Here is a 24,625-nt window from a genome sequence, read left to right as displayed (position 1 = left end):
GTGTTTTATCTGATGACTGGCAGGTGTTTCCCTATGCAATCTTCTTCAATCGAACACGCCGGCGTCGTTATAACGCCTGCGGTAAAACCAAGGTTGCGGCTGTTGCTGCTGCCGCTGGTGATTCTGGCGGGCATGGGCCTTTCCGTGGAAGCCGGTTTGCTCGGGCCGCTCGGGGTTCAGGTCGGGCACTTGTGGGCGACCTTGAGCATCTTCGGTGTGGGTTCGGCGATTCTGTTTTTGCTGTTGCTGTTCAGCGGCCCGCAACAGGGCCCGGCCTTGAATAAGCTGCCACGCTGGCAATTGATCGGCGGTTTCCTGGGGCCGATGTACGTGATCGTGCTGACCATGGCCACGCCGCACATCGGCGTTGCGATGACGATGATCGCGATCCTTTCCGGGCAGGTCGGCAAAAGCGTGTTGATCGACCACTTCGGCTGGTTCGGCGCCACACGCAAAAAGGTCAACGGTGAACGTTGGATAGCCTTGTTGCTGATTGTCGTGGCACTTGTTCTGATCGCTCGGGGTTGATGATGAGTCTGATTATTTTGTTGGCGGTGGTCGTGGCCGCCGGCGCGGTGTTGAGTGTGCAGGCGGCGATTAATGGACGGCTGGGCGAAACGGTTGGCGTGTTGCGCAGCAGTTTTCTGACCTTCGTGGTCGGTGCAGTGACCACCGGGCTGCTGACCGTGTTTTTCGACCCGGCCCATGCCGTGAGTTTGCTGGACGTGCCGAAATGGCAGCTCAGCGGCGCGCTGTTCGGGGTGGTTTACATGATGGTGATGGTCGGCGCGGTGCCACGGGTCGGCACGGCGGTGGCGACTGTGGCAGTGATCGTCGGGCAACTGGGCATGGGGATGTTGATTGATAACTTCGGCTGGCTGGGGAACCCGGCGATCGAGTTGTCGAGTAGCCGGATGCTGGCGATGGTGTTTCTCGCATTGGCGTTGGTGTTCATGTATCGCAGCAGTACGCGGCAGGGCTGACGCAAGCTCCTACACTGGTGGTACGGGCCTTATTTGCGAGACCCGGACGACCACAACCCTGGAGTCAGACTCATGATCAGCAGTGACAGTAAATGCGACTGCCCCAAATGCTCATGCAAACTGGGCGAGCACCCGATCGCGCGCCACGGCAAGCACTATTGTTGTGAAGCCTGCGCCAAGCACCACGAAAATGGCGAAGAATGTGCCAGCAAGGGCTGCAAGTGCGCCAAAGGCTGACATCAGCCACGCACAGAACGTGGAGCCTATTCGGGCTCCACTTCCAGTTTCAGACTTTGATCTTCCAGCCGTTCGGTATGGCGGATGACTCCATTGAGTCGTCGTCCATCCACCTTCACCAACACCGTTTTTGCCTGTTCCAGATCTTGCGGTATAGGGGGCTGGATGCGTAGTGCGAAGCGGGTCGGGTCATGCTCGACTTGTTCAAGGCCGACCTGGCACTCGGCGCTTTTGGTGATTCGACCGAACAGCGTATCGAGGCCGTAGTCGAGGTGTGCCGTGCTGGTGAGTTGCGTTGATTTCATGCGCCGATCCCTCCAAATGTCCAAAGCTGCGCCATCCGTTAATTCGCCGACCGCCACTTGACGTTTTCCACGCCGAATTTTTCAGCCATCGGTTTGCTGGTTTTTTGCACCTTCTCTCGGCCGAAGCGAGGGATTCGTCCGACCCCCGCGTCGCAACTCGCCCAATGCCAGGCCTCCGCGTTATCCATCTTGTCCAGGCGGATGATGAAAGACTTGGGCGCGCCATGAAGGGTGTATTCAATGACGAAAAGTTTTGCGTTGTTCATAGAGCCCGTATTCCTCCCGTGGTAATACAAGGATCGTTTGGGTTACGGAAAATTCACTCGGATTGTCAGATGGATGCCGCCAGTAGCGACGAGACGGGTGGCTCGTTACCCTGCAATCTCTGAAACCTCCAATGATTGCTGCCCATGGGCCTTGCCGCCCACCCAAGTTTAAAACTGATAACCGACACCGGCGTAGTAACCCCAGCCGTCGGAACGGGCGCGGAAGTTACCGTCGCCAAAATTCAACTCGCTGCCATCGTCCCAGTTGCCGCCGTTGTGGAAATAACGGCCGACCAGGGTGAAACGCAAGTGGGTGAACGAGTACAGCAAGACGTTGGTGGCGACGGTGGCGTTGGCGGTGCGAGCCGGGTTGTCCTTGTGCAGGTCCGAGCCGAAGTCGACGTTGGTGAAACCGATGTAGGTCAGTGACGCGCCGTTGCTGAAGCTACTGATCGGCACGATGTATTTGAACTGGGCGCGATAGCCGTCCCACGAATATTCATTGCTGGCGCCGTAGTTTTCCCACTGGTAGCGACCATAGAAGTTGGCCGACAGGTTGACCCGCGAATGGGTGTCGATGTCGGTGCCCAAGCCGCTGTACAGCGTATTGGCGCGGTTGGCGCTATTGCTGCCGTGGTCATAGATCCAGTCGAAGGCGACGTACCATTCCTTGAACGGCCCGATGGCCAGACTGCGGCCGGCGAGGTAGTCGATGGAAATTCGTGGTTCGTGCTCCATGAACACCGGCGAGCCGTGGTCCCACACACCTTTGTCATGGCTGTTACCGATGTCGAAAATTTTCGGAATATCGATGTAGCCATACAACTCGAACGGCCCCTTGCGCCCGAAGTACTCGTATTCCAAGTAGATATCGTCGGCCGGTTGCGGGCCGAAACTGATGTCTTTGCTGCCAATGACGGTCAGGTCCTGGTTGAACCAGTCCGAGAGGTACGCGCCTTTTTTCGGTGGGCTGGCTTCGGGGCTGAGGGTTTCGCCCTGGGCGGATTCTTCGGCGGAGGCGGGTTGCGCCAAAACGGTGCTGCTGAGTAGTCCTGTAACGCTGGCCAGCAGCAAGGAAACAGCAAAAGTGCGCGAGCAAGTCACGCGGCTGGACGTGCGGTGCATTAAAAGTCCCTTTTCGTGCGGATTGAAGGCCCGGTTCTGCGGGCTTGCGCGGTTATGTAGCGAAAACGCTCATATCAGCGACTAGCAAACGTTTGCACAAGGCATACCAGTTTTGCTCAATGCACGGAAAACGCTAAGAAATGGGTGGGTTAACTGTCCTTTCGGTCAAGGATTTGCGGGGCCTCGGGGCGATGACGTTGATGTAGACTCCTCGGCAATGACTTTACGAGGTGTGCCCCCCATGAGCGAACCGATTCGACTGACCCAATACAGCCACGGCGCAGGTTGCGGCTGCAAGATTTCTCCCCAGGTGCTGGAGGTGATTCTGGCCGGCAGCGGGGCGCAGAACCTTGACCCAAATCTCTGGGTCGGCAATGCCTCGCGCGATGACGCCGCGGTGTATGCCATTGACGAAGAACGCGGCGTGGTGTCGACCACCGACTTCTTTATGCCGATCGTCGACGACCCGTTCGATTTCGGCCGCATCGCCGCCACCAATGCCATCAGCGACATCTACGCCATGGGTGGCGATCCGTTGATGGCGATTGCGATCCTTGGCTGGCCGGTCAACATACTGGCGCCGGAGATTGCCCGGGAGGTGATTCGCGGTGGGCGTTCGGTCTGCGATGAAGCGGGGATCCCGCTGGCCGGTGGGCATTCCATCGACGCACCAGAACCGATATTTGGCCTCGCTGTGACCGGTTTGGTGGAAAAGCGCCACATGAAGCGCAACGACACTGCCACCGTCGGTTGCCTGCTCTACCTCACCAAACCGCTGGGCATCGGCATCCTCACCACCGCCGAGAAGAAGGGCAAGTTGCGCCATGCCGACATCGGCCTGGCCCGCGACTGGATGTGCACCCTGAACAAATCCGGCAGCCGCTTCGGCAAACTCGAGTGCGTCACCGCGATGACCGACGTTACCGGTTTTGGCCTGTTGGGGCATTTGGTGGAAATGGCCGACGGCAGCCACGTGACCGCTCGCATCGAGTACGACCGTGTGCCGCGTCTGCCGGGTGTCGAGTATTACCTCGACCAAGGCTGCGTGCCGGGTGGGACGCTGCGTAACTTCGACAGCTACGCCAGCAAGCTTGGACGTCTTCAGGAAATGCACAAACGCGTGCTCTGCGATCCGCAGACCAGCGGTGGCCTGCTGGTTGCGGTCACCCCCGAAGGCAACGAACACTTCCTCAAAGTGGCTGCTGAACTGGGCCTGACTCTTGAGCCGATCGGTGAGCTGATCGAGCGACAGACCAACGCGGTTGAGGTGTTTTGATGTCTATGGAATTCACCGATTACCGCGACATCTTCCTCAACGACCGGCCGATGATGGATGCCCGCGCACCGGTTGAGTTTCTCAAAGGTTCGTTCCCCGGCGTCATCAACCTGCCGCTGATGAATGACCTCGAGCGGCAACGGGTCGGCACTTGCTACAAGGAGCACGGTCAGCAAGCCGCCATCACGCTGGGGCACCAGTTGGTGTCCGGCGAGATAAAAGCCGCTCGCATCCAGGCCTGGGCCGATTTTGCCCGCGCTCATCCTGATGGGTATTTGTATTGTTTTCGCGGTGGTTTGCGTTCGCAGATCGTCCAGCAATGGCTTAAGGATGAGGCGGGCATCGACTATCCGCGCGTCAGTGGCGGCTATAAGACCCTGCGCACCTTCTTGCTCGACACAGTCGATCAGGCGCTTGCCCAGTGTGATTTTGTCTTGCTGGGCGGCATGACCGGCACCGGTAAAACCGAAGTGCTCACGCAGTTGAGCAACGGGCTGGACCTTGAAGGTCACGCCAATCATCGCGGCTCCAGTTTCGGTAAACGCGCCACCGGCCAACCGTCCAACATCGATTTTGAAAACTGCTTGGCGGTAGACATGCTGAAGAAGCGCACCCATGGCATCGAGCAGTTTGTGCTGGAAGACGAGAGCCGCATGGTCGGCAGTTGCGCCTTACCGCTGCCGCTGTTTCAGGGCATGCAACAGTTTCCGATGGTCTGGCTTGAAGACAGCCTGGAAGGGCGGGTCGAACGGATCCTGCGCGATTACGTGGTGGACTTGTGTGCCGAGTTCATCGGCGTGTATGGCGATGAAGGATTTGCATTGTTTTCCGAGCGCTTGCTGGAGAGCCTGAACAATGTGCAGAAACGTCTGGGCGGTGAACGCCACCGGCGGATGTTGATTTTGATGGAAGACGCGCTGGCGGCGCAGGCGAGCAGTGGGGCAGTGGACCTGCATCGGGGCTGGATCGAAGGGTTGCTTCGCGAGTATTACGACCCGATGTATGCGTTTCAGCGGGAGAAGAAGGCGTTGCGGATTGAGTTTGCCGGGGAGCGGGCTGCCGTACTCGAATACCTGCGAGCGCGTAGCAGCCAGAGGGCTGAGGGGTAAGCAGCGCCGCCCCGATCAACCCGCTGCGGCCGACACTTACGTTGGACAGGTCTCGCGCCCGTTATTCAGGCCTTGCTTGTAGGCGTGGCTCTGTACGCTGGCCTTGCCGTTGTGCCAGGTCAGGGTGAGCACGTACAGCGAGTCGTAGTCGCTGGACTCCCAGTCATCCACGATGTTCTGTTTCTTGCCGACGGCTTCTCCAGCGACCTTGTTGATCAGCTCGGGCAGGTAGCCGTGGGACCAAGCGGTGTAGATGACCGAGTTGTGATACTTGTCGTGGAGCAATTCATCCGCCAGGTCGCTGGTGTCGTTGGCCGAGAAGTTGATGTTCACCGGCAAGCCGAGCTTGATCGCGCTGGGACTGATGGTTATCAGGGGGCGGAGGTAGCTATAGGAATTGTCCAGTTCGCCTTCCTCGACATTGCGTGTCGGGTTGGCGGCAAACACGTAGTTGGCCTTGCCGAATTTTTCCGGCAGCAAGGTGGCCAGGTCGATGGCGCGATTCAGACCCTGGCAGTTGAGCTGGCCGAGGCCACCCTCTGGCTTTTCCGCGTGACGCAGGAACACCAGCGTCTGAGTGCCGTTTGCTGGTTGGGCGCGGCTCTCGCGGGACTCCAGCACCAGAAACAACGCGCCGGCCGCCAACAGGGCGGGCAGGAACAGATAAGCGCGATGTTTGAAGCGGTTGGCGAATTTCAGAGGATTCATCATGGGATTAGGGGTTCTTCAATGCATTTAGTTAAGGCTGACAAACCTTATACCGCGAAATTCCTGCATCGGGTGTTTTCCATGTCATTAAGCCGGTCGGTTTCATAGGGGCGGTGCTCAGAGTCCTGTGTTACCCATTTGGTTTGATTCCGGCGGTACCGGCAACCTTGAACGGGTTGGCGCTTAGGTTATCGACAGGATGTTGCCAATTTGTGGACACGTTACACGTAGTGGAAATTACGCCAAAAGGTCGCCGTTCTTCGGTCGCTGACATTATGATCCTCACTCTCAATTTTCTCGTGGATCCTTCCCATGACCGATTTGTCCGCGTTCCCGATTACCCAAAAATGGCCGGCTCAATATCCCGAGTGGATCCAGCTTTACTCCTTGCCGACACCCAACGGCGTCAAGGTGTCGATCATGCTCGAAGAGATCGGATTGCCCTACGAACCGCATCGTGTGGGCTTCGACACCCATGATCAGATGTCCCCCGAATTTCTTTCGCTGAACCCCAACAACAAGATTCCGGCGATCCTCGACCCCCACGGTCCGGGGGACCAACCCCTGGCGCTGTTCGAGTCCGGGGCGATTCTGATCTACCTGGCCGACAAGAGCGGGCAGTTGTTGGCCCAGGAATCGGCAGCGCGTTACGAAACCATTCAGTGGCTGATGTTTCAGATGGGAGGCATCGGGCCAATGTTCGGTCAGCTCGGGTTTTTCAACAAATTTGCCGGCAAGGACTACGAGGACAAACGTCCGCGCGACCGCTACGTTGATGAAAGCAAACGTCTGCTCAATGTCCTCAACAACCGTCTGGAAGGTCGCGACTGGATCATGGGCGAGCGTTACACCATCGCGGACATCGCGACCTTCCCCTGGGTGCGCAACCTGATTGGCTTCTATGAGGCCGGCGAGCGGGTGGGCATCAAGGACTTCCCGAACGTCACGCGGGTGCTGGAGCGCTTTCTGGCGCGGCCGGCGGTGATGCGTGGGCTGGAAATCCCCAAGTAAAACGCTTCGATTTGATCAAGACCAAGGCAGGCCATGCACTCATTCGATTTCAAGCAAGTAGATGTCTTCAGCCGCGTTGCACTCAAGGGCAATCCGCTGGCGGTAGTGTTCGGCGCCGATGAGCTCAGCGATGAGCGCATGGCGGCGTTTGCCAGCTGGACCAACCTCAGCGAAACCACATTCATACTCGAACCGCGCGACCCTCGCGCCGACTACCGGGTACGGATCTTCACCACGCTGAACGAATTGCCGTTCGCCGGTCATCCGACACTGGGTACCTGCCATGCCTGGCTTGAGGCCGGTGGCGTGCCCAAGGGCGAAGACATCATTCAGGAGTGCGGGGTGGGGCTGGTGCGGGTTCGTCGACAGGGTACGGAGCTGGCCTTTCTCGCGCCGCCTCTGATAAAAATCGGGCCGGTGGACGCCGACTTGATGGCGCGTGTGCGGTCAGGGCTCGGGCTGGAGCAGGGCGCGATAGTCAGGGCCCAGTGGGTCGATAACGGCGCCGGATGGTTGGCGGTAATGGTCGAGGATCGCCAGCAGGTGCTGGACCTGCAACCGGATCATTCGCAAATGCTCGGCCTGGCCGTGGGTGTCATCGCGCCCTGGCATCCGGAGCGCGATGGCGATGACGCACAGTTCGAGGTGCGGGCGTTCATCTCCGGCGACGGCATGCCGGAAGACCCCGCCACCGGCAGCCTGAATGCCGGGATTGCCCAATGGCTGCTCAGCGAAGGACTGGCGCCAGCGTCCTATGTGGTCAGCCAGGGCCTGACGATGGGCCGCGTCGGGCGCATTCAGGTCGAGCAAGTGGGCGACGAGATCTGGATCGGCGGCGCAGTGGTGACCTGTATCAGCGGAACCTTGACGCTGTAAGAAGCAGTGATTATTGCCGAACCGGTAAGGGCTTATTCCGCGCCTGAGGTTTGTGCCCTGCGCCTTGCAGGGCATAAGCTTCGTCCCCTACGACTTTCGTCTCGTCCTCCGTTTTTCAGGAACCCCTTATGTCCAGTCAGTTCCCCGAAGCTCGTCCACGCCGTCTGCGCCGCAATGCGAGCCTGCGCAGCCTGTTCCAGGAAACCGAGTTCAGCTTGAACGATCTGGTGCTGCCGATTTTCGTCGAGGAAGACATCGACGACTTCGTCGCCATCAAAAGCATGCCAGGCGTGATGCGTATTCCGGAGTCGAAACTGGCGGGTGAGATCGAGCGTTATGCCCGGGCCGGGATCAAGTCGGTGATGACGTTCGGCGTGTCGCACCATTTGGACGGCAACGGCAGCGACACCTGGAGCGATAACGGTCTGGTGTCGCGCATGTCGCGCATCGCCAAGGATGCAGTGCCGGACATGATCGTGATGTCCGACACCTGTTTCTGTGAGTACACCGACCACGGCCATTGCGGCGTGCTGCACAACCATGAAGTCGACAACGACCAGACCCTGATCAACCTCGGCAAACAAGCGGTGGCTGCGGCCCGTGCCGGCGCCGATGTGATCGCCCCGTCGGCAGCCATGGACGGGCAGGTTCAGGCCATTCGTCGAGCGCTCGATGAAGCGGGTTTCAGCCAGACCGCGATCATGGCCTATTCGACCAAGTTTGCCTCGGCGCTCTACGGTCCGTTCCGTGAAGCCGGCGGCAGCGCGCTCAAGGGCGACCGTAAAAGCTATCAGATGAACCCGATGAACCGCCGCGAAGCCGTGCGCGAATCACTGATGGATGAGCAGGAAGGTGCCGACGCGCTGATGGTCAAACCGGCCGGCGCGTACCTGGACATCATTCGCGACATCCGTGAAGCCTCGCGTTTGCCGCTGTCGGCGTATCAGGTGAGCGGCGAGTACGCGATGATCAAATTCGCGGCGCAGGCCGGGGCAATCGATGAGGATCGCGTGGTGCGTGAGAGCCTTGGCGCGATCAAACGGGCCGGGGCGGATCTGATCTTTACCTACTTTGCGATGGACCTGGCGCTGGCCGGGATCTAAGTATCACCGCAGATGATCGTTCCCACGCGCAGCAAAGGAATGCAGCCCGGGACGCTCCGCGTCCCAGAAGCGGACGCGGAGCGTCTATTGAGGCATTCCCACGCGGAGCGTGGGAACGATCATCAGGGAGCGCCAAAAAACGGCCGAATCCCGTGATCCCGCAAGTACCGCTCAATCACCTTGGGGTCGGCAGAGTTGTCGGCGATCGCCACATACGTATCCGGCCGCAACAGATAAAACCCGTTACGCCCCAGGCCAGCCGCTTCAAACGCCGGCCGCCAATCAAACACATGCAACGGCAAATGATGTTCGTGGCACCAGGCGATCATTTCGTCGCTGGTGTCGCCATACACATGCACCTGCCAGGTCGGACACTTCAGTGATTCGAAATTGTCCCCCTCACCGTCGTGAGCCCAGGGCAGGCGGTCGCCACCGTGAACATGACCGGCAGCGCCCGTGCTCAAAGGCATGCCGCGATAATTCAGGGTGATCTGCGACACCGTCCGAAACAGAAACTCGCGGAATGCCTCAAACGAGGCCATTTTCGGCAGCACGAATGGCGCCAGACGCGTGCGCAGCAAATCGGCTATGCGCCCTTCGGCCGTGACGAAACTGAACACCCGATCGGTGGAGGCGACCAGTTTGCGGGCAAACGCGATGCGTTCGGTTTCGTATGTGTCGAGAAGTTTGGCCTCAGCGCCGCCGCTCAACACCGCCGCGAGTTTCCAGGCGAGGTTGATGGCATCGCCAATTCCGGTGTTCATGCCTTGGCCACCGGCGGGGCTGTGGACGTGGGCAGCGTCACCCAAAAGAAACGCGCGCCCGGTGCGAAAGTGATCCGCCACCCGATGATGCACGCGGTAAGTCGAGAACCAGTTCACCTGTTCGATCTGCACCTTCAAATGTTCGATGGCCCGGCTGCTGACGTCTTCAAACTGGAGGGTTTCGGCATGATCGGCGCGCTCGTCGCGTACCGTGCCGATCAGGCGGGCGCGGCCTGTACCGGCCAATGGAAATATCGCGAGAAAATCCGCTTCATCGAGATCCACGTGCAGTTCGCCGTTGAACGTCGGCCCGCTGGCCTGCACGTCGGCGACGTAGAAAATCTGCTGGTAGGTGCCACCCGGGAAACCGGTGTCCAGGGTCTTGCGCACAATCGATCGGGCACCGTCGCAACCAGCCAAATAGCAGGCCTGGCAGGTTTCCTGCTGACCATCGGGCAGGCGCAGATGGGCGGTGATGCCGTCTCCGGTTTCCTCGAAACTTTCCAGTGCGGTCTTGCGCTCCACCTTGATGCCAAAGGCTTCGAGGCGGTCTATCAGCAACCGTTCGTGCTCATCCTGAGGAAACATTTCGAGGAACGCGTAGGGCGTCAGGCCCTCGCCGATGCGGGTCAGCGGCAAGCGCGCCACGGGTTCGCCCTTGACCCAGAAGTTCGCCGCGCCCACTCGATGACCGTTCTGCACAACGGCAGTGCTGAGGTCGAGCTGGCGATACAGCTCCAGCGTCCGCGCCTGGACGGCCAGCGCCCGCGAAGTGGTTCCGGGTGCCGACGTCTTGTCGAGAATCCGCACCCGGATCCCCAGTTTGCTCAGCCACAGCGCCAGCACCAGCCCGGTCGGGCCGGCGCCGATGATGAGTACGTCGCTACGGTTCATGAGCCTTTCCTTCTCGGGTTGTGGCTCAAGTATGGTTCAGCCCAGGCGTGAGGTCAGGCAGACTGCCCAACGGAACAGGGCGCGGCAGCCACAGTCATAGCCTGCGCCATGCCATTGATCGTATGGTTAACCCGGCTCAACGGATTTGATGGAGCAACATGCAAGCCAATCGATTGATGATGAGTGTCGCCGCGCTGCTGATTCTGGCCGGTTGCGGCACTCAGCGAACGCAGGAACTACCTGCGCGCAAGCCCGCGGAGGTCAAGGCCGAGATCGTGCGCCTGCTGCCGGCCAAAGCCACTGATCGCCAAGGCTGGGCCACCGATATTTACGCGGCATTTGCTGTTCAAAACATTTATCCGTCCACCCAAAACCTGTGCGCGGTACTGGCGGTCACCGAGCAGGAGTCGACCTTTCAGGTTGACCCACCCGTGCCGGGCCTGGGCAAGATCGCCCGTGACGAGATCGACCGCCGCGCCGCCAAAGCCCATATTCCCGGCCTGCTGGTGAGCGGTGCGCTGCAGGTGAGTTCATCCAACGGAAAAAGCTACAGCGACCGACTCAACGCGGCGCGCAGCGAAAAAGAGCTCAGCGCGATCTTCGATGATTTCATCGGCATGGTGCCGATGGGCCGGACGCTGTTTGGTGGCTTTAACCCGGTGCACACCGGTGGGCCGATGCAGGTCAGCATCGATTTCGCGGAGCAACAGGCGAAGGTGTATCCGTACCCGGTGAACGGTTCGATCCGGCATGAAGTGTTCAGTCGTCGCGGCGGCATGTACTTCGGTATCGCCCACTTGCTCGGTTATCCGGTGAGCTACAAACAACCGCTGTATCGCTTCGCCGATTTCAATGCCGGTTGGTACGCGAGTCGCAACGCCGCGTTTCAGAACGCGGTGAGTCGCGCTTCGGGCATACCGCTGGCGCTGGATGGGGACCTGGTCCGCTACGATTCGATCATGTCTGGCACCACGGAATTGGCGGTGCGCACCCTCGGCAAGCGACTGGACATGCGCAATCCGACCATTCGCGATCAATTGGAGGAGGGCAAAAACCTCGAGTTCGAGGACACCCAGCTCTATGCGCGGGTTTTCGCCCTGGCCGAGCAGGCAGAAGGTCGGCCATTACCGCGTGCGGTGTTGCCAGGGATCGTGCTGCAAAGCCCGAAAATCACCCGCAAACTCACGACGGCGTGGTTCGCCAAACGGGTCGATGAACGCTATCAGCGATGTATGGCACGTGCGGGAAAGTGACCGACCGCAACACACAAGCGTAAAAACCCGGCGGATGAGGCCGGTTTTTTCATTGACAAGGCGCCAGTCGCGCTCAGGTGTTTGCCGCCGGAACCTGGGGCGGGGAGTGGCATCCGCGCTTGGGTGATCGCCGTCAGATCACTTTCACCGCTCGACCGATGAACTGAATCGGCCCCGTAGGTTTGCCGGTCGGCGAGCCATTGGGGTTTTCCAGGGTCAACTCGAACAGCTGGTCGGGTTGCAGTGGCGGCAACTTGTCCAACGGCACCGAGAGCATCTGCCCCGGTTTGACCAAGCCCAGGGACACCGGTCCTTGCCAGCCTTCAGCCTTGGTCCAGAACTCCAGTGCCTTGTCGGCCGGAACTTCCCCCACGCCCAGTGGGATCAACTGGATTTCCCTTGAATTGCTGGCCTGAATCACCCAACCCGGCGCTTTGTCTTGAGGGGCGACCAGTACCACCAGATAGGTCGGTTTGACCGTGGTTTGCGTCAACATCAAGGCGCCGAGCAACAAGGTCGCCGCCAACCCCGCCCCCGCGAGCCCGCGCCACAGCACTTCACCGCTTCCTGCTCGCCCTTGTTGGCGGCTGTGCACTCGGCGCTTGGGGCCACGCCACCCTTGAGGGCTACGCGCTGGATGTAACTCACGCCGCTCATCGCGCCTTTGCCCTCGGCCGGGTTGGCCTTGACCAATTGGTAGGGGAGATTACCCGGGCTCGACGGTGCGACGGCCAGTTGGGTGCCGGTGACTTTCGAGCCATCTTTCGCCTGCCAGGTAGCGGGGGGGCCGAAGTAGGTGCCGACCTGTTTGCCGCTGCGATCATTGAGCACCGCTTTGGGCCCGACAAAAACCCATTCGGTCTGGCCGGCTGCATTGGCCTTGTCACGGCATTCGTAAGTGATCTCGCCGACCCCGGTGGTTTCCATGGCGACCTTGTGCCCCTCCGGCACCTTGATGCTGTCGGGCAGACCCGTCTGGGCATAAGCTGCAGGTAGGGCAGCGAGTAAACCGGCAAGGCAAATCAGGTGTTTGGCGTTCATGAATTTCTCTCCGAAAATGAGTAACCCGCTCGGCAGCATCAGGACTGCTACAGGTACTACCCATCGGAAAGCGATTTGGATGCAGTGGGGAAAAGAAATTTTCTAACATTGCCAGCGTCAGCTGCTACAAAGAGACAATCGCAAGGAGGTGTTTATGTATCAGCTCTACGGACACAAGAACTCTGGAGCTGCGGCGATAGAAGCCGCCCTTGAGCTCTGCGAGATTGCTTACCGTTTCATCGACGTTGAGTCCTCTCCTGAAGCGACCCACGCGCTGGAGAAGCTCAATCCGCTCAAGCAGATTCCGACACTGCAATTGCCCGACGGCAGCGTTCTCACCGAGAGTGCGGCGATTCTGATTCATCTGGGGCTCACCTTTCCCGAGTCGAACCTGCTGCCGAAAAACGCCGCCGCGCGGGATCAGGTCATTCGCGGCCTGGTGTACATCGTCAGCCATTGCTATTCGGCGATTGGCATCATCGATTACCCGGAGCGATGGTTGGCCGAGGCGGATGAATCGTCCAGGCAAAACCTCATGGCCGGCACCCGCGCGCGATTGCACTGGAGTTGGGAGGTGTTTGCCGATCAGTTTTCGGGCGATTTGTACCTGGGCGATGAAACGCCGGGGGCGCTGGATGTGCTGGCTGCGGTGGTTTCCAGATGGGCGGGCAGTCGGGAGCATTTACGCAGTGCTCGCCCCGGATTTTTCGCCTGGCTGGAACGCATCGACCGGCACCCGACATTGGCACCGGTCTTCGCGCGGCATTGGCCAGCCTGAAAAGGGCTGCTCTTATTCGCCGCGGATGTACTGTTCCAACTGACGAATCAGTTCAGCCTGTTCGGCGATGGCCTCCTTGACCAGGTCGCCGATCGACAGCAAGCCGATCAATGTACCGTTTTCCACCACCGGCAAGTGGCGCAGGCGTTTGTCGGACATGATGCCCATGCAGGTTTCGACGGTTTGATGGGTGTCCACAGTGATGACCGGCGAGACCATGATGTCTTCGACCGGCGTACCGACGGAGGAGCGGCCCTTGAGCACGAGTTTGCGCGCATAGTCGCGCTCGCTGATGATGCCGACGACATCGCCATTCTTCACGACCGGCAATGCGCCGACGTTTTTCGCGGCCATGACCATCAGCGCTTCCAGCACCATTTGATGCGGCGCAATGGTGTGGACTTCATGATTCTGTTCAGCCTTTAACTTCAGCAGTTGGGCGACGGTTTTCATGGCGGTTTCTCAGGTGTTGTCGTTGTCCTTGAAGAATCGTAGACCCAGGCGCTGAGGGCAAGGGAGAAAGCGGCAGATAACACGCAAAAAACGCCATTCAGTGGTTTTTCTTCTGAAAACCTTACGTACCAGATCGATAAACGCCTGCAATTCGGCAGCGACTTCAAGAGCCACAGGCTGCCAAATCCTTAAGCCTCCACGCTATCCATCCCGATCCCGCGTAGAATCCCCCTCTGAATCAGATTCGAGGTTGCAGTGGTGGATTTACAGCAGGGCTTCGTCCTGACCCGGCATTGGCGCGATACCCCGGCTGGTACGGAAGTCGAATTCTGGCTGGCGACCGATGCCGGTCCCCAGCGGATCCGCCTGCCTCATCAACCGTCCGTGGCGTTCATCCCCGCAGTACAACGAGAGCAAGCCGAAGTGCTGCTGCGCGGCGAAAAGAACGTCGAGCTGCGGCCGTTGGCGTTGCTGGATTTCGAGCACCGTCCGGTGCTTGGCTTGTATTGCCAGCAGCACGGTCAGCTGATGCGCCTGGAAACCACGCTGCGCAAGGCCGGCGTCGACATGTTCGAAGCCGACGTGCGTCCGCCGGAACGCTACATGATGGAGCGTTTCATCACCGCGCCGGTCCGGTTCAGTGGCACGCCGAATACCGAGGGCCTACTGCTCGATGCGCAGATGAAACCCGACCCCGACTACCGACCGAGCCTCAAGCTGGTATCCCTGGACATCGAAACCACCGCTCAGGGCGAGTTGTACTCCATCGCCCTGGAAGGCTGTGGTGAGCGCCAGGTCTACATGCTCGGCCCGCCCAACGGTGATGACAGCGAGGTGGATTTCCAGCTCGAATACTGCGACTCCCGAACCCTGCTGCTGAAAAAACTCAACGAGTGGTTCGCCCGCCACGACCCCGACGCGATCATCGGCTGGAACGTTGTGCAGTTCGACCTGCGCGTGCTCCATGAACACGCCCGGCGTCTGGCAGTGCCGCTGAAACTGGGCCGTGGTGGCGAAGAAATGCACTGGCGCGAACACGGTAGCCGCAACCATTACTTCGCCTCGGCCGCCGGCCGGCTGATCATCGACGGTATCGAATCCCTGCGCTCGGCGACCTGGAGTTTTCCCTCGTTCAGCCTGGAAAACGTTGCGCAAACCCTGCTCGGCGAGGGCAAGTCGATCGACAATCCGTACCAGCGCATGGACGAAATCAACCGGATGTTCGCCGAGGACAAACCGGCCCTGGCCAAGTACAACCTCAAGGACTGCGAGCTGGTGACGCGGATCTTCGCCAAGACCGAACTGCTGACCTTCCTGCTTGAGCGGGCCAGCGTCACCGGGTTGCCGGCGGATCGCAGCGGCGGCTCGGTGGCGGCGTTCACTCACCTTTACATGCCGCTGATGCACCGCCAGGGTTTCGTTGCGCCGAACCTCGGCGGACGGCCACCGCAAGCCAGCCCTGGCGGTTTTGTCATGGACTCGCAACCGGGTTTGTACGAGTCGGTGTTGGTGCTCGACTACAAAAGCCTCTATCCCTCGATCATCCGTACCTTCCTCATCGACCCGGTGGGCTTGATCGAGGGGCTTAAACATCCCAATGACAGCGAGTCGGTGCCGGGTTTTCGCGGTGCGCGGTTTTCAAGAACCCGGCATTGCCTGCCCGCCATCGTCGCCCGGGTTGCCGAAGGTCGCGAAACCGCCAAGCGCGAACACAACGCGCCGCTGTCCCAGGCCCTGAAAATCATCATGAACGCCTTTTACGGCGTGCTCGGCTCCAGCGGTTGCCGCTTCTTCGATACACGCCTGGCGTCATCCATCACGCTGCGCGGCCACGAGATCATGCTGCGCACTCGACAGCTGATCGAAGCCCAGGGGCACACAGTGATTTACGGCGACACTGACTCGACCTTCGTCTGGCTGCGCCGTGCCCATGGTCAGCAGGAAGCCGCACAGATTGGCCGCGCGCTGGTGGATCACGTCAACCAGTGGTGGCGCGAGCATGTGCAGCAGGAGTACGGTCTGGAAAGTGCGCTGGAGTTGCAGTTCGAAACCCACTACAAGCGCTTTCTGATGCCGACCATTCGCGGTGCCGAGGAGGGCAGCAAGAAGCGCTATGCGGGGCTTGTGACCCGAGCCGATGGCACCGACGAAATGGTCTACAAAGGCCTGGAAACCGTGCGCACCGACTGGTCGCCGCTGGCCCGGCAGTTCCAGCAGGAACTGTACCTGCGCATTTTCAATCGCAAGCCCTATCAGGACTATGTACGCGACTACGTGCGCAAGACGTTGGCGGGGGAGTTCGACGACCGCCTGATCTACCGCAAGCGCCTGCGCCGCACCCTCGATGACTATCAGCGCAATGTGCCGCCCCACGTGCGGGCCGCGCGGATTGCCGATGATTACAACGACCAGCAGGGCCGCCCGCGACAATATCAGAACGGTGGCTGGATCAGTTACGTGATCACCGTCGCCGGGCCCGAACCGCTGGAAATCCGCAGCGCGCCCATCGACTACGACCACTACGTCACCCGCCAACTGCAACCGGTGGCGGACGCGATTCTGCCCTTCGTGGACGACGACTTTTCAACCTTGATTGGGGGGCAACTGGGCCTGTTTTGAATCCAGCAGCAACAACGTCCAGTCATCCAGGATGCCGTGGAAATACCGGTCCAGTGCTTGATGAAAGTCGCTGTTAGCGCCGGCAATCTGAGCGAACAGTGTCATGGAAGAGTGAAACTTGAGATCGTCGGGGTGGCCGAATATGGCGGCAATCGAACTCTTTTCGATGTTTAGCACCAACTGAGTGCAGGTGCGCAATCGTGAACCCAGCAGCGGATGATTCAGGTACGCCGCCGCTTCCTCTTTGGAACGAATGGCAAAGTGGCGGGACATCTCGCTGCCGCCTAACCCTGCGAATTGCGGAAAGATGAACCACATCCAGTGACTGCGCTTGTGACCGGCGTTCAGCTCGGCCTTGACCCGTTTGAACACTGGGTCTTGTGCCTGGGTAAAGCGTTGCAGATTAAAGGAATCGAGCTGATCGGTGCTTCTCATGCCGAAGCCCTCTGACAGACTGCGATGGCTCAGACCATGGCCAACCGCTGTTTGCGTTGTGGCGCGCGAAAGGCCTGGTCCAGCGCCTCCAGATCCCCAGCTTCGAGCCGTAATTGCGCGGCTTGCGCATTCAGTTGCACATGTTCAGGTTTGACCGCTTTGGGGATGGCGATCACACCTTCCTGTCGCAGAATCCATGCCAGCGATACTTGGGCCGGCGTCACCCCGTGACGGGCGGCAACCTGCTTGAGGGTTGAATTGACCAGCATATGCCCACCCTGGCCAATCGGACAGTAGGCCATGACTGGCAGGTGTTGCTGCTGGCACCAGGGCAGCAAGTCGAATTCGATGCCGCGCTCTTCCAGGTTGTAGAGCACCTGATTGGTGGCATAGGCCGGCGAGGCCAGTTCTTCCAGGTCGTCGACGTCGAAATTGGACACTCCCCAGCGACCAATCTTGCCTTCTTCGCGCAAACGTTCAAAGGCCTCGACCGTTTCTTCGAGGGGATACTGGCCGCGCCAGTGCAGCAGGTAGAGATCGATGTAATCGGTATCCAGTCGCCGCAGACTGCGCTCGCACGCTTGGGGGATGCCTTTGCGGCTGGCGTTGTGCGGGTAGACCTTGCTGACGAGAAAGACTTTGTCACGCAGGCCTGCAATGGCTTCACCGACCACTGTCTCAGCACCGCCCTCGCCGTACATTTCAGCGGTGTCGATCAGGGTCATGCCCAATTCAATGCCCAGGCGCAATGCAGCTAATTCTTGGGTGTTGAGGGAACGATTTTCACCCATGCGCCAGGTGCCTTGGCCGATGACCGGTACATTGACGCCGGCCAATTCGAGGGTCCGCATCCAAACCTCCTTTCTGAATTCCAATCGATACTTCAGTGGGCAGCAGAATAGCCCGGTGGTTCCGTCGAATTCCAGAAAAGGCGGTAACAGCAAATGCGTCGGCGTCGCAGGTTTATTGGGCAGAAAACTTCAGGACAGTGCTCTGGGTATAGGTCTTGCCCGGGTCCAGTCGAACTTGCCGTTTTTGTCCGGCACTTTCAGCGACTGCAGGATGTCGCCATAGGTAATGACCGTGGCGGTCAGGCCATGGCTGTTGCGCAAGATGTATTGCTCGACGGGTGTGCCGTCATTGGTTTTGCCGAAGACCTTGTGTTCGCTGGACAGGCCCGCAGCCTGGGCGGAGAGGGTGGCGATCATCAGGGACAGTCCGAGGGCGCAGAGTGGGTGTCGGAATTGAAGCATGGTTACCTTCCTTTTTGTTGTTTTTGGATAAGTAGTAATACTAATAAGCGCGTTTTAATGCGATCAAGGCAGGATTTATAACTTATGTATAAGCTGTTGCAATTATAAAGTATGACTAATGTAATTGCTCCCAGCGCTTACGGACCGTCGGCACTGCACTTTTTCAGGATTCACGGCTCTATCCTTGGCCAGCCTGCGGCGATCCCCACCGCCGGCAAATGCCCAAGTTCAAGAACCCATGGCTCGAGTTTTACCCTTCACCACCACGCCAATCCGCCGCCATTGCCTGCTGTTGGCCTGCATGTCGATGCTCGCAGCCTCTGGGTGCAGTCAGCAGCAGGGCAGTGACATCGTTAGCCAGTTCCGCGAAGGCAAACCCCAGGAATTCCTCCAGACGAGCGTCGACCGCATGGCGACCCTGGCGATGCGTGACAACCTCGACAGCCTCTATCTGCTGATGAGCAAGCTCTACCTTCGCAACCCGGACGAGCTGAAAAAATCCGGTTTCCTCGATGCCCGCACCGCTGGCAAGCAAGTGCGCATGGCCATCGAACAGCAACAGCCGCTGCCGACCCTGGGTGGCAAAAAAGACCTGGCAGCGCTGAGTTACGCCATGAGCCCGGAATTTCTCGGCGACCGGGTCGGTGCTTTCATCTATGCCATCGGCAGCATGCTCGTCACCGCCCACGGCAATCGGCTCGAGTTCTACATGACGGATGCGATCAACCCGACGTTCGTCAGCAACGCTGCCCGCAACATCGAGAAAGCCACCTGGATACTCAGCCAGCGGCAAAACAAGCACGGCGAGCCTTTGCTGTTCTCCAACGAAATTTCGGAGGAGGGCAGCAACCTGAGTTTTGCCGTGGAGTTCGGCAAAATCGTCGCGCGGCTGGACCTGCTGACGCAGTTGCTGGACGAACGCTACCGCCGGATCGGTTTGAATTACGCGCAGAGTTTGTTGTTTTTGAATTTCCTGCCGGTGCAGTAAGCGAGGAAGTGCATAAAGATAGATCGCATCGATATAAGTGGTTATAAGAAAAATCGCTATGCTGCGGGCCAGATTTTTCATGCGTTTTTTGTGGGCGTGTTAATGGAATTCGGTAATTTCGGTTTAGTCGTTGCAGGTCTGGTAGTTGGCTTTATTGTCGGGATGACTGGCGTGGGTGGCGGTTCGTTGATGACCCCCATTCTGTTGTGGTTCGGCGTCAATCCGGCCACCGCAGTGGGCACGGATTTGCTGTACGCGGCGATTACCAAGTCCAGTGGCGTGCTGGTTCATAGAAAGAACAAGAACATCGACTGGGCCATTACCGGTTGGTTGACCCTCGGCAGTGTGCCGGCGGTGGCGCTGACGCTGTGGTTCCTGAGCACCTTGCAGGCATCACCCGAGGCGATGAACGCTGTTATCAAACAGGCGTTGGGCTTTGTATTGTTTGCAACGGCGCTGGCGATTTTCTTCAAGAAACGCCTGCTCGATTTCGCCCATAAGCGTGCGGGTGGCAACTACAACCCCAACGGCAACCGCTTGAATGTACTGACCGTGATCACCGGCCTGGTCCTCGGCACCATGGTTGCCCTGACCTCCATCGGCGCTGGCGCCCTGGGCACCGTCGCGTTGTTCATTCTTTATCCGCTGCTGCCGACCCGCCGTCTGGTGGGCACGGAAATCGCGCACGCCGTACCACTGACCCTGGTTGCAGGCCTCGGACATGCGAGCATGGGCAACATGGATTGGCACGTGCTGGGTTACTTGCTGGTCGGTTCGCTGCCGGGGATTTACCTGGGCAGCCACCTGACGGGCCGCATCTCCGATGAAGTGTTGCGTCCTTGCCTGGCCACGATGCTGGTGCTGATCGGTTACAAACTGGCCTTTTAGGCCGACACAGGTTCCAGAAACAAACCACCTCCTGCGCCGTATAGGTGCTACGGTGGAAAGCCCGCCTTCATTTACCCGTGAATGACCTGTCGGCATTTCCCCGTGATCGACAAGAGGTGGCACGTGTACACGCTAATCGCTGAATATCAAAGCCACGAAGCCGGGTATTGCTTCGACACACTGTCGTGACCGCCCTGCCCAAAAGCCTGCCGCTGATTCTCAGTGAGCTGCGCACCGCCACGACCCGGCAGCATCAAGTGCTGGAAAAACGCATTCCGTTTTTTACCGCCGATTTATTGCTCTACACCCGCCTGATCGAGGCTTACTACGGTTTTTATCGGCCGCTGGAAAACCTGCTGTGCCAGATGGCGATGACCATTCCCGATCTGGACTGGCTGATCCGTAGCAAAACTCCATCGCTTGAAGCCGATCTGTATGCCTTGGGTCTGGACGCTAGCGCCATCGATGCCATCCCTCTCTGCCAGTTTTCCTTTCAGCCCCGCTCCATTGCCGATGTGCTGGGCGTGTTGTACGTCCTTGAAGGGGCGACGCTGGGCGGGCAATCGCTGCGCAACGGCCTGTATTCGCGCCTCGGTGTCGATGAACACACGGGCGGCCGGTTTTTTGCGGTGTACGGCACGTCGACCTTGTTGATGTGGCGCGGTTTCCTGGCGTGCCTGTATGAGGTGTGTGATCCCGTTGAACGGGCGGCGTCGGTGACCGCGGCCCAGGCGACGTTCGAGGCCTTCGAAGGTTGGCTCGAGCACTGCGAGGTATTGGTATGAATCGCCTCACTGATGAGCAACTCGACGCCGCGCTCGTCGAGTGCGCCCGCGAAGCGATCCGGATTCCGGGGTCGATCCAGCCCCATGGCGTTCTGCTGGCCCTGAGTGAGCCTGAATTGATCATCCAGCAGATCAGCCGCAATTGTGCGTCGTTGCTCGGTCAGTCGGCGGCGGCGTTATTGCAGCAACCGTTGACGATGCTGTCAGGTGTCACGGCGGCAGAGCAGGTTCGCCAAGCGCTGTTGTTGCATGACCTGGAGGAAGCCAATCCGTTGGTGCTGGAGGTGGGGGCGCAGCGGTTCAACGGATCGCTCAACCGACATGACGGCGTGATTATTCTTGAGCTGGAGCCGTTGCACGACGCTGCGCCGGACAACACCGGCATCCTGCTTCGGGCCCTGCGGCGGATGCAGGCAGCCAGCACGCTGGACGACTTGTACACCGTCAGTGTCGATGAAATCCGCTGCCTGACCGGCTTCGACCGGGTGATGATTTATCGTTTCCAGCCAGCGGGGCATGGGCAAGTTATCAGCCAGGCGCTGGGTGGGATTTTGCCCGGTTATCTGGGTCAATGTTTCCCCGCCTCGGACATTCCCCCGCAGGCGCGTGAGCTGTATCGCCTGAACTGGATCCGGGTGATCCCGGATGCGCGCTTTGTACCGGTGCCGATTCTTCCGGTGTTGCGCCCTGACACCGGACAGCCGCTGGACCTGGGGTTTTCGGTCCTGCGCAGCGTGTCGCCGGTGCACTGCCAATACCTGGAAAACATGGGTGTGCGGGCCTCCATGAGCCTGTCTTTGCTTGCGAGCGATCAGCTTTGGGGACTGATCACGTGTGCCCATCCTGAACCGCTGCTGGTGAGCCATTCGGTGCGCACGATGTGCGCCGCGATTGCCCAGTTGCTCAGCGTGCAGATCACGGCACTGCAAACCCGGGACGAACAGAGCCAGCGTGAACAGAAATCCCGCCTGATCAACGAACTGACCGCAGCGATGCGCCTGGCTGACAGCGATGTGCTGGAGGGGCTGCTCAACCACCCGCAGCCATTGCAAGCCCTGACCGGGGCCAGTGGCGTCGCCGTATTGATCGAAGACCGATTGCAGATGTTCGGTGAGTGCCCAACGGTTGAGCAGGTACGAGCCCTTTACCTGTGGGTGCGCGAACAATGCCTGGAAAGCGGCGAGCCGCTGTTGACCGACCACCTGCAAGGCCTGCACGGTGCCAGCGCCCTCTACAGTGACGTGGCCAGCGGTCTGTTGGCGTTCGTGCTGCCCAAACCGGTGGACAACGGCGTCCTGTGGTTCCGCCCGCAACAGCGATCCAGCATGAAGTGGAGCGGCAATCCTGATGAGCATTTCAGTGCCGGAGGCGACAACCGTTTGCAGCCGCGTACATCCTTTGCGCTATGGGAACAGCAAGTGGAGGGCAGGGCGCGCGAATGGAGCGCGGCGGATGCTTATGCGGTCAGAGAGCTACGCCGCAATGCCATCGAAAACGACCTCGCCCGTCAGGTTCTCCGCGAGCATGAAGCAGTACGCAAGCGTGATGAGTTGGTGGCGGTTGTGTCCCATGACCTGCGCAATCCGATGACCATTATCATCATGCAATGCGGAATGATGCAGCGCCTGGTCGCCAAGGACGAAGGCAAACATACCGTGCGCCTGAGCGCGGCCCTGGGCACCATGGAGGAAGCCACCGCAAGGATGAACACCCTGATTGCCGATCTGCTGGACAAGTCGAAACTCGATGCAGGCGAGTACCCACTCGAGTGCAAGCCGCTGGATGTGGTGAACCTGCTTCAAGAGGCCTGTGGGTTGCTGGTGACCCTCACGTCCCACAAAAACATCGAACTCAATTGCAGCAGTTCTGAAGGATTGAGCATCGACGCAGATCCCCAGCGGTTGTTCCAGGTGCTGTCGAACCTGTTGGGCAACGCGATTAAATTCACCCCCTCGGGCGGACGTATTGACCTTAGCGCCCGCCAGGTAGACGGCAAGGTGCTGATCTCGGTGCGCGACAATGGCGGCGGTATACACGCCGTGCATTTGCCGCACATCTTCGAGCGCTACTGGTCGGTTCGTGACGGTAATCCCAACGGCAGTGGCCTGGGGTTGTACATCTGCCGCAGCATCGTGCAGGCCCATGGCGGAGAGCTTTGGGCCGAGAGCGAACCGGGGATTGGCAGCGTGTTTACCTTTTCCATTCCGACGTTGGTGGCTGACGCGGCTTAGGACCGGGTCAGAATCTCCAGCAGATGCCCGTCCGGGTCATCGAAATAAACCCGCCGGCCACCGCCGTAATCGTTGATCTCGTTCGGTCGTTGCTTGCCGGGGTCGGCCCACCAGGGTTGTTTTCGTGCTTGCAGGCGGGCGAAGGCCGCATCGAAATCGTCGTCACCGATCAAAAACGCGTAGTGCTGGGAGGCAATCGGCGGGTCATTGTCGTAGAAGTCCAGTGACACACCGTTGTCGAACTTGACGATCAGCATCGGGCCGAAGGGTTCGGGGCTGGGCAGGCCGAGGATTTCTGCCAGGTAGTTTGCTGATGTCTGCTTGTCGCGGCACCAGACAATGGTGTGGTTCAGCTGAGCGCTCATGCAGAGGTCCTCACGGCGGATCAGGGCTTTGTTGTTGAGCCATGAGATTAGCTCAGCCTGTTGCGCAATGACCGCCCTGACCTAAGCTTGGGACAAGGCGGAACACAATTGCGGTGCGTCACCCGGAACGAACGCCGCGATGCGCAATCATTAGAGCGTGGATATCAAAAGGAGATGCGCATGCTCATCAGGTCATTGACCCTGACTACTTTGCTGGCTTTCGCCGGCCCCTTGTTCGCTGCCGATAGCGACTCACCTCTGGATATGGACAAGGGCAGGTCCCGGCCACTGATTGTCATCGCTCCGAGTACGGTCGATCCCACGTGGGTCAGTCTTAAAAAGTCGCTGGATGAGCCGGCCAACCGCAAGGGTTTCACCGAGCGAAACATGGTCCTGTATACCGTGCTCAATTTGATGGGCCAGCGCGACGGCCAAGACCTGGGTCCACAAGACACGGCGGCATTGATCCGCGCGCTCAAGTTGGGTGCCGGCGCGAAGAGCAAAGTCATCCTGGTGGGCAAGGACGGGGAAAAGAAACTTGAACAATCGGGTGCGATTGAGCTGACAGAGCTTTTCAAAGCCGTCGACGAATTACCGGCGACAGAGAAAGAAGCCTCGGTGCCGACGCCGGCACCGGTCGCCGAGGTGGCACCGGCCAAGGGCGCCAAGGGTGCAAAACCGGGCAAACCGGCGAAGCCTGCCAAGCCGGCTGAAATGCCGGATGATTAAAAGCAGACTTTTGTAGCCGCCGGATGCAAGCGGCGCCAGCTGATCACGGATCTCGCCTGCAAACTGGAAAGCTCCAACCGCAATGTAGCGCTCGCGCCGGTGTTGGCGATTCAGATGCGCGACGGTTGTGATTTGATGGATGTGATCGGG

At 59.4% G+C, this 24,625-nt stretch carries 26 protein-coding genes and 4 pseudogenes; 17 read left to right on the top strand and 13 right to left on the bottom strand.

Annotated features, from left to right (window positions below; all coding sequences use genetic code 11):
- Positions 1-33 precede the first annotated feature (33 nt).
- The 3 genes from ACYZT0_RS17065 to ACYZT0_RS17055 all read left to right on the top strand — a co-directional run bounded on the left by ACYZT0_RS17065 (position 34) and on the right by ACYZT0_RS17055 (position 1,220).
- On the top strand, positions 34-528 hold the full coding sequence (locus tag ACYZT0_RS17065; RefSeq protein ID WP_462042238.1) for a DMT family transporter: 495 nt from the start codon (positions 34-36) through the stop codon (positions 526-528).
- Positions 528-983, top strand: coding sequence for a DMT family transporter (locus ACYZT0_RS17060; protein WP_462042237.1), 456 nt, complete (start codon positions 528-530; stop codon positions 981-983). The genes ACYZT0_RS17065 and ACYZT0_RS17060 overlap by 1 nt, the downstream gene beginning before the upstream one ends.
- A 72-nt stretch (positions 984-1,055) precedes the next feature.
- Positions 1,056-1,220 carry a metallothionein gene (locus ACYZT0_RS17055; protein ID WP_462042236.1) on the top strand — a complete coding sequence of 55 codons (165 nt, stop codon included), beginning with the start codon at positions 1,056-1,058 and terminating at the stop codon, positions 1,218-1,220.
- A gap of 26 nt (positions 1,221-1,246) precedes the next feature.
- Here the strand turns inward: ACYZT0_RS17055 and ACYZT0_RS17050 are convergent, their stop codons facing one another.
- The 3 genes from ACYZT0_RS17050 to ACYZT0_RS17040 all read right to left on the bottom strand — a co-directional run bounded on the left by ACYZT0_RS17050 (position 1,247) and on the right by ACYZT0_RS17040 (position 2,916).
- Entirely contained in the window at positions 1,247-1,525 is a 279-nt protein-coding gene (locus ACYZT0_RS17050) for a hypothetical protein (protein WP_462042235.1), read from the bottom strand.
- A 38-nt stretch (positions 1,526-1,563) separates the two neighbouring features.
- Positions 1,564-1,791 (bottom strand): DUF6555 family protein, encoded by a 228-nt coding sequence (locus tag ACYZT0_RS17045; protein ID WP_462042234.1) that lies wholly within the window; start codon positions 1,789-1,791, stop codon positions 1,564-1,566.
- Positions 1,792-1,959: 168 nt separating this feature from the next.
- Positions 1,960-2,916, bottom strand: a complete 957-nt coding sequence (locus ACYZT0_RS17040) for a nucleoside-specific channel-forming protein Tsx (protein WP_462042233.1) — start codon at positions 2,914-2,916, stop codon at positions 1,960-1,962.
- 241 nt (positions 2,917-3,157) lie between these two features.
- On the opposite strand from ACYZT0_RS17040, the gene selD reads away from it, so the two are divergent.
- Together selD and mnmH are read left to right on the top strand one after the other, a co-directional pair.
- Positions 3,158-4,192, top strand: a complete 1,035-nt coding sequence (gene selD / locus ACYZT0_RS17035; protein WP_462042232.1) for a selenide, water dikinase SelD — start codon at positions 3,158-3,160, stop codon at positions 4,190-4,192.
- Positions 4,192-5,301, top strand: coding sequence for a tRNA 2-selenouridine(34) synthase MnmH (gene mnmH, locus ACYZT0_RS17030; protein ID WP_462042231.1), 1,110 nt, complete (start codon positions 4,192-4,194; stop codon positions 5,299-5,301). The genes selD and mnmH overlap by 1 nt, the downstream gene beginning before the upstream one ends.
- Before the next feature lie 36 nt (positions 5,302-5,337).
- Here the strand turns inward: mnmH and ACYZT0_RS17025 are convergent, their stop codons facing one another.
- Positions 5,338-6,012 carry a histidine phosphatase family protein gene (locus ACYZT0_RS17025; RefSeq protein WP_462042230.1) on the bottom strand — a complete coding sequence of 225 codons (675 nt, stop codon included), beginning with the start codon at positions 6,010-6,012 and terminating at the stop codon, positions 5,338-5,340.
- Positions 6,013-6,321: 309 nt separating this feature from the next.
- Here ACYZT0_RS17025 and ACYZT0_RS17020 point away from each other — a divergent pair, with 309 nt between their 5' ends.
- The 3 genes from ACYZT0_RS17020 to hemB all read left to right on the top strand — a co-directional run bounded on the left by ACYZT0_RS17020 (position 6,322) and on the right by hemB (position 8,999).
- Positions 6,322-7,020, top strand: coding sequence for a glutathione S-transferase family protein (locus tag ACYZT0_RS17020; protein WP_462042229.1), 699 nt, complete (start codon positions 6,322-6,324; stop codon positions 7,018-7,020).
- A gap of 33 nt (positions 7,021-7,053) precedes the next feature.
- A complete protein-coding gene (locus ACYZT0_RS17015; protein WP_462042228.1) occupies positions 7,054-7,896 on the top strand; it encodes a PhzF family phenazine biosynthesis protein in 843 nt (280 codons plus the stop codon).
- A gap of 128 nt (positions 7,897-8,024) precedes the next feature.
- Positions 8,025-8,999: a porphobilinogen synthase gene (gene hemB / locus ACYZT0_RS17010; protein ID WP_462042227.1), complete on the top strand. Its 975-nt coding sequence runs from the start codon at positions 8,025-8,027 to the stop codon at positions 8,997-8,999.
- A gap of 122 nt (positions 9,000-9,121) precedes the next feature.
- Here hemB and ACYZT0_RS17005 read toward each other — a convergent pair whose 3' ends face one another.
- Entirely contained in the window at positions 9,122-10,657 is a 1,536-nt protein-coding gene (locus ACYZT0_RS17005) for an FAD-dependent oxidoreductase (protein ID WP_462042226.1), read from the bottom strand.
- 158 nt (positions 10,658-10,815) lie between these two features.
- Between ACYZT0_RS17005 and ACYZT0_RS17000 the strand changes: the two genes are divergently transcribed.
- Entirely contained in the window at positions 10,816-11,910 is a 1,095-nt protein-coding gene (locus tag ACYZT0_RS17000) for a DUF1615 domain-containing protein (protein WP_462042225.1), read from the top strand.
- A 133-nt stretch (positions 11,911-12,043) separates the two neighbouring features.
- Here the strand turns inward: ACYZT0_RS17000 and ACYZT0_RS16995 are convergent.
- Positions 12,044-12,463 (bottom strand): annotated as a pseudogene (locus ACYZT0_RS16995) (anti-sigma factor); the annotation flags it as partial.
- The gene (locus ACYZT0_RS16990) at positions 12,406-12,951 is read right to left on the bottom strand and encodes a DUF3455 domain-containing protein (protein ID WP_462042224.1); all 546 of its coding nucleotides are present in this window, start codon (positions 12,949-12,951) and stop codon (positions 12,406-12,408) included. The pseudogene ACYZT0_RS16995 and the gene ACYZT0_RS16990, both read right to left, overlap by 58 nt.
- A 154-nt stretch (positions 12,952-13,105) precedes the next feature.
- Here ACYZT0_RS16990 and ACYZT0_RS16985 point away from each other — a divergent pair, with 154 nt between their 5' ends.
- The gene (locus tag ACYZT0_RS16985) at positions 13,106-13,729 is read left to right on the top strand and encodes a glutathione S-transferase N-terminal domain-containing protein (RefSeq protein ID WP_462042223.1); all 624 of its coding nucleotides are present in this window, start codon (positions 13,106-13,108) and stop codon (positions 13,727-13,729) included.
- A gap of 12 nt (positions 13,730-13,741) precedes the next feature.
- Here the strand turns inward: ACYZT0_RS16985 and ACYZT0_RS16980 are convergent, their stop codons facing one another.
- Together ACYZT0_RS16980 and ACYZT0_RS16975 are read right to left on the bottom strand one after the other, a co-directional pair.
- On the bottom strand, positions 13,742-14,182 hold the full coding sequence (locus tag ACYZT0_RS16980) for a CBS domain-containing protein (RefSeq protein ID WP_462042222.1): 441 nt from the start codon (positions 14,180-14,182) through the stop codon (positions 13,742-13,744).
- Positions 14,183-14,191: 9 nt separating this feature from the next.
- Positions 14,192-14,356, bottom strand: coding sequence for a hypothetical protein (locus ACYZT0_RS16975; protein WP_462042221.1), 165 nt, complete (start codon positions 14,354-14,356; stop codon positions 14,192-14,194).
- Positions 14,357-14,440: 84 nt separating this feature from the next.
- On the opposite strand from ACYZT0_RS16975, the gene ACYZT0_RS16970 reads away from it, so the two are divergent.
- A complete protein-coding gene (locus tag ACYZT0_RS16970) occupies positions 14,441-16,801 on the top strand; it encodes a DNA polymerase II (RefSeq protein WP_462042220.1) in 2,361 nt (786 codons plus the stop codon).
- On the opposite strand, the gene ACYZT0_RS16965 is transcribed toward ACYZT0_RS16970, so the two are convergent.
- From ACYZT0_RS16965 to ACYZT0_RS16955, 3 genes and pseudogenes are all read right to left on the bottom strand, one after another.
- Positions 16,766-17,236 (bottom strand): DUF1810 domain-containing protein, encoded by a 471-nt coding sequence (locus tag ACYZT0_RS16965; protein WP_462042219.1) that lies wholly within the window; start codon positions 17,234-17,236, stop codon positions 16,766-16,768. The genes ACYZT0_RS16970 and ACYZT0_RS16965 overlap by 36 nt on opposite strands.
- Before the next feature lie 29 nt (positions 17,237-17,265).
- On the bottom strand, positions 17,266-18,087 hold the full coding sequence (locus ACYZT0_RS16960; RefSeq protein ID WP_462042218.1) for an aldo/keto reductase: 822 nt from the start codon (positions 18,085-18,087) through the stop codon (positions 17,266-17,268).
- A gap of 168 nt (positions 18,088-18,255) precedes the next feature.
- A pseudogene (locus ACYZT0_RS16955) lies at positions 18,256-18,489 on the bottom strand (galactose-1-epimerase); the annotation flags it as partial.
- A 238-nt stretch (positions 18,490-18,727) separates the two neighbouring features.
- Between ACYZT0_RS16955 and ACYZT0_RS16950 the strand changes: the two are divergent.
- The 5 genes and pseudogenes from ACYZT0_RS16950 to ACYZT0_RS16930 form a co-directional block, all read left to right on the top strand.
- Positions 18,728-19,477, top strand: a complete 750-nt coding sequence (locus tag ACYZT0_RS16950; RefSeq protein WP_462042217.1) for a hypothetical protein — start codon at positions 18,728-18,730, stop codon at positions 19,475-19,477.
- Between the two features lie 102 nt (positions 19,478-19,579).
- Positions 19,580-20,365, top strand: a complete 786-nt coding sequence (locus ACYZT0_RS16945; RefSeq protein WP_462042216.1) for a sulfite exporter TauE/SafE family protein — start codon at positions 19,580-19,582, stop codon at positions 20,363-20,365.
- Positions 20,366-20,550: 185 nt separating this feature from the next.
- Positions 20,551-21,150, top strand: a complete 600-nt coding sequence (locus ACYZT0_RS16940) for a biliverdin-producing heme oxygenase (protein WP_462042215.1) — start codon at positions 20,551-20,553, stop codon at positions 21,148-21,150.
- A pseudogene (locus ACYZT0_RS16935) lies at positions 21,147-22,628 on the top strand (GAF domain-containing protein); the annotation flags it as partial. The gene ACYZT0_RS16940 and the pseudogene ACYZT0_RS16935, both read left to right, overlap by 4 nt.
- A gap of 75 nt (positions 22,629-22,703) precedes the next feature.
- A pseudogene (locus tag ACYZT0_RS16930) lies at positions 22,704-23,357 on the top strand (sensor histidine kinase); the annotation flags it as partial.
- Between the two features lie 20 nt (positions 23,358-23,377).
- On the opposite strand, the gene ACYZT0_RS16925 reads toward ACYZT0_RS16930, so the two are convergent.
- Positions 23,378-23,746 carry a VOC family protein gene (locus tag ACYZT0_RS16925; RefSeq protein ID WP_462042214.1) on the bottom strand — a complete coding sequence of 123 codons (369 nt, stop codon included), beginning with the start codon at positions 23,744-23,746 and terminating at the stop codon, positions 23,378-23,380.
- 180 nt (positions 23,747-23,926) lie between these two features.
- Here ACYZT0_RS16925 and ACYZT0_RS16920 point away from each other — a divergent pair, with 180 nt between their 5' ends.
- Positions 23,927-24,475 carry a DUF4174 domain-containing protein gene (locus ACYZT0_RS16920; RefSeq protein ID WP_462042213.1) on the top strand — a complete coding sequence of 183 codons (549 nt, stop codon included), beginning with the start codon at positions 23,927-23,929 and terminating at the stop codon, positions 24,473-24,475.
- Positions 24,476-24,625 lie beyond the last annotated feature (150 nt).

The organism is Pseudomonas sp. ZS1P83 (assembly GCF_054897825.1).
This window is presented reverse-complemented; position numbering and strand designations above follow the sequence as displayed.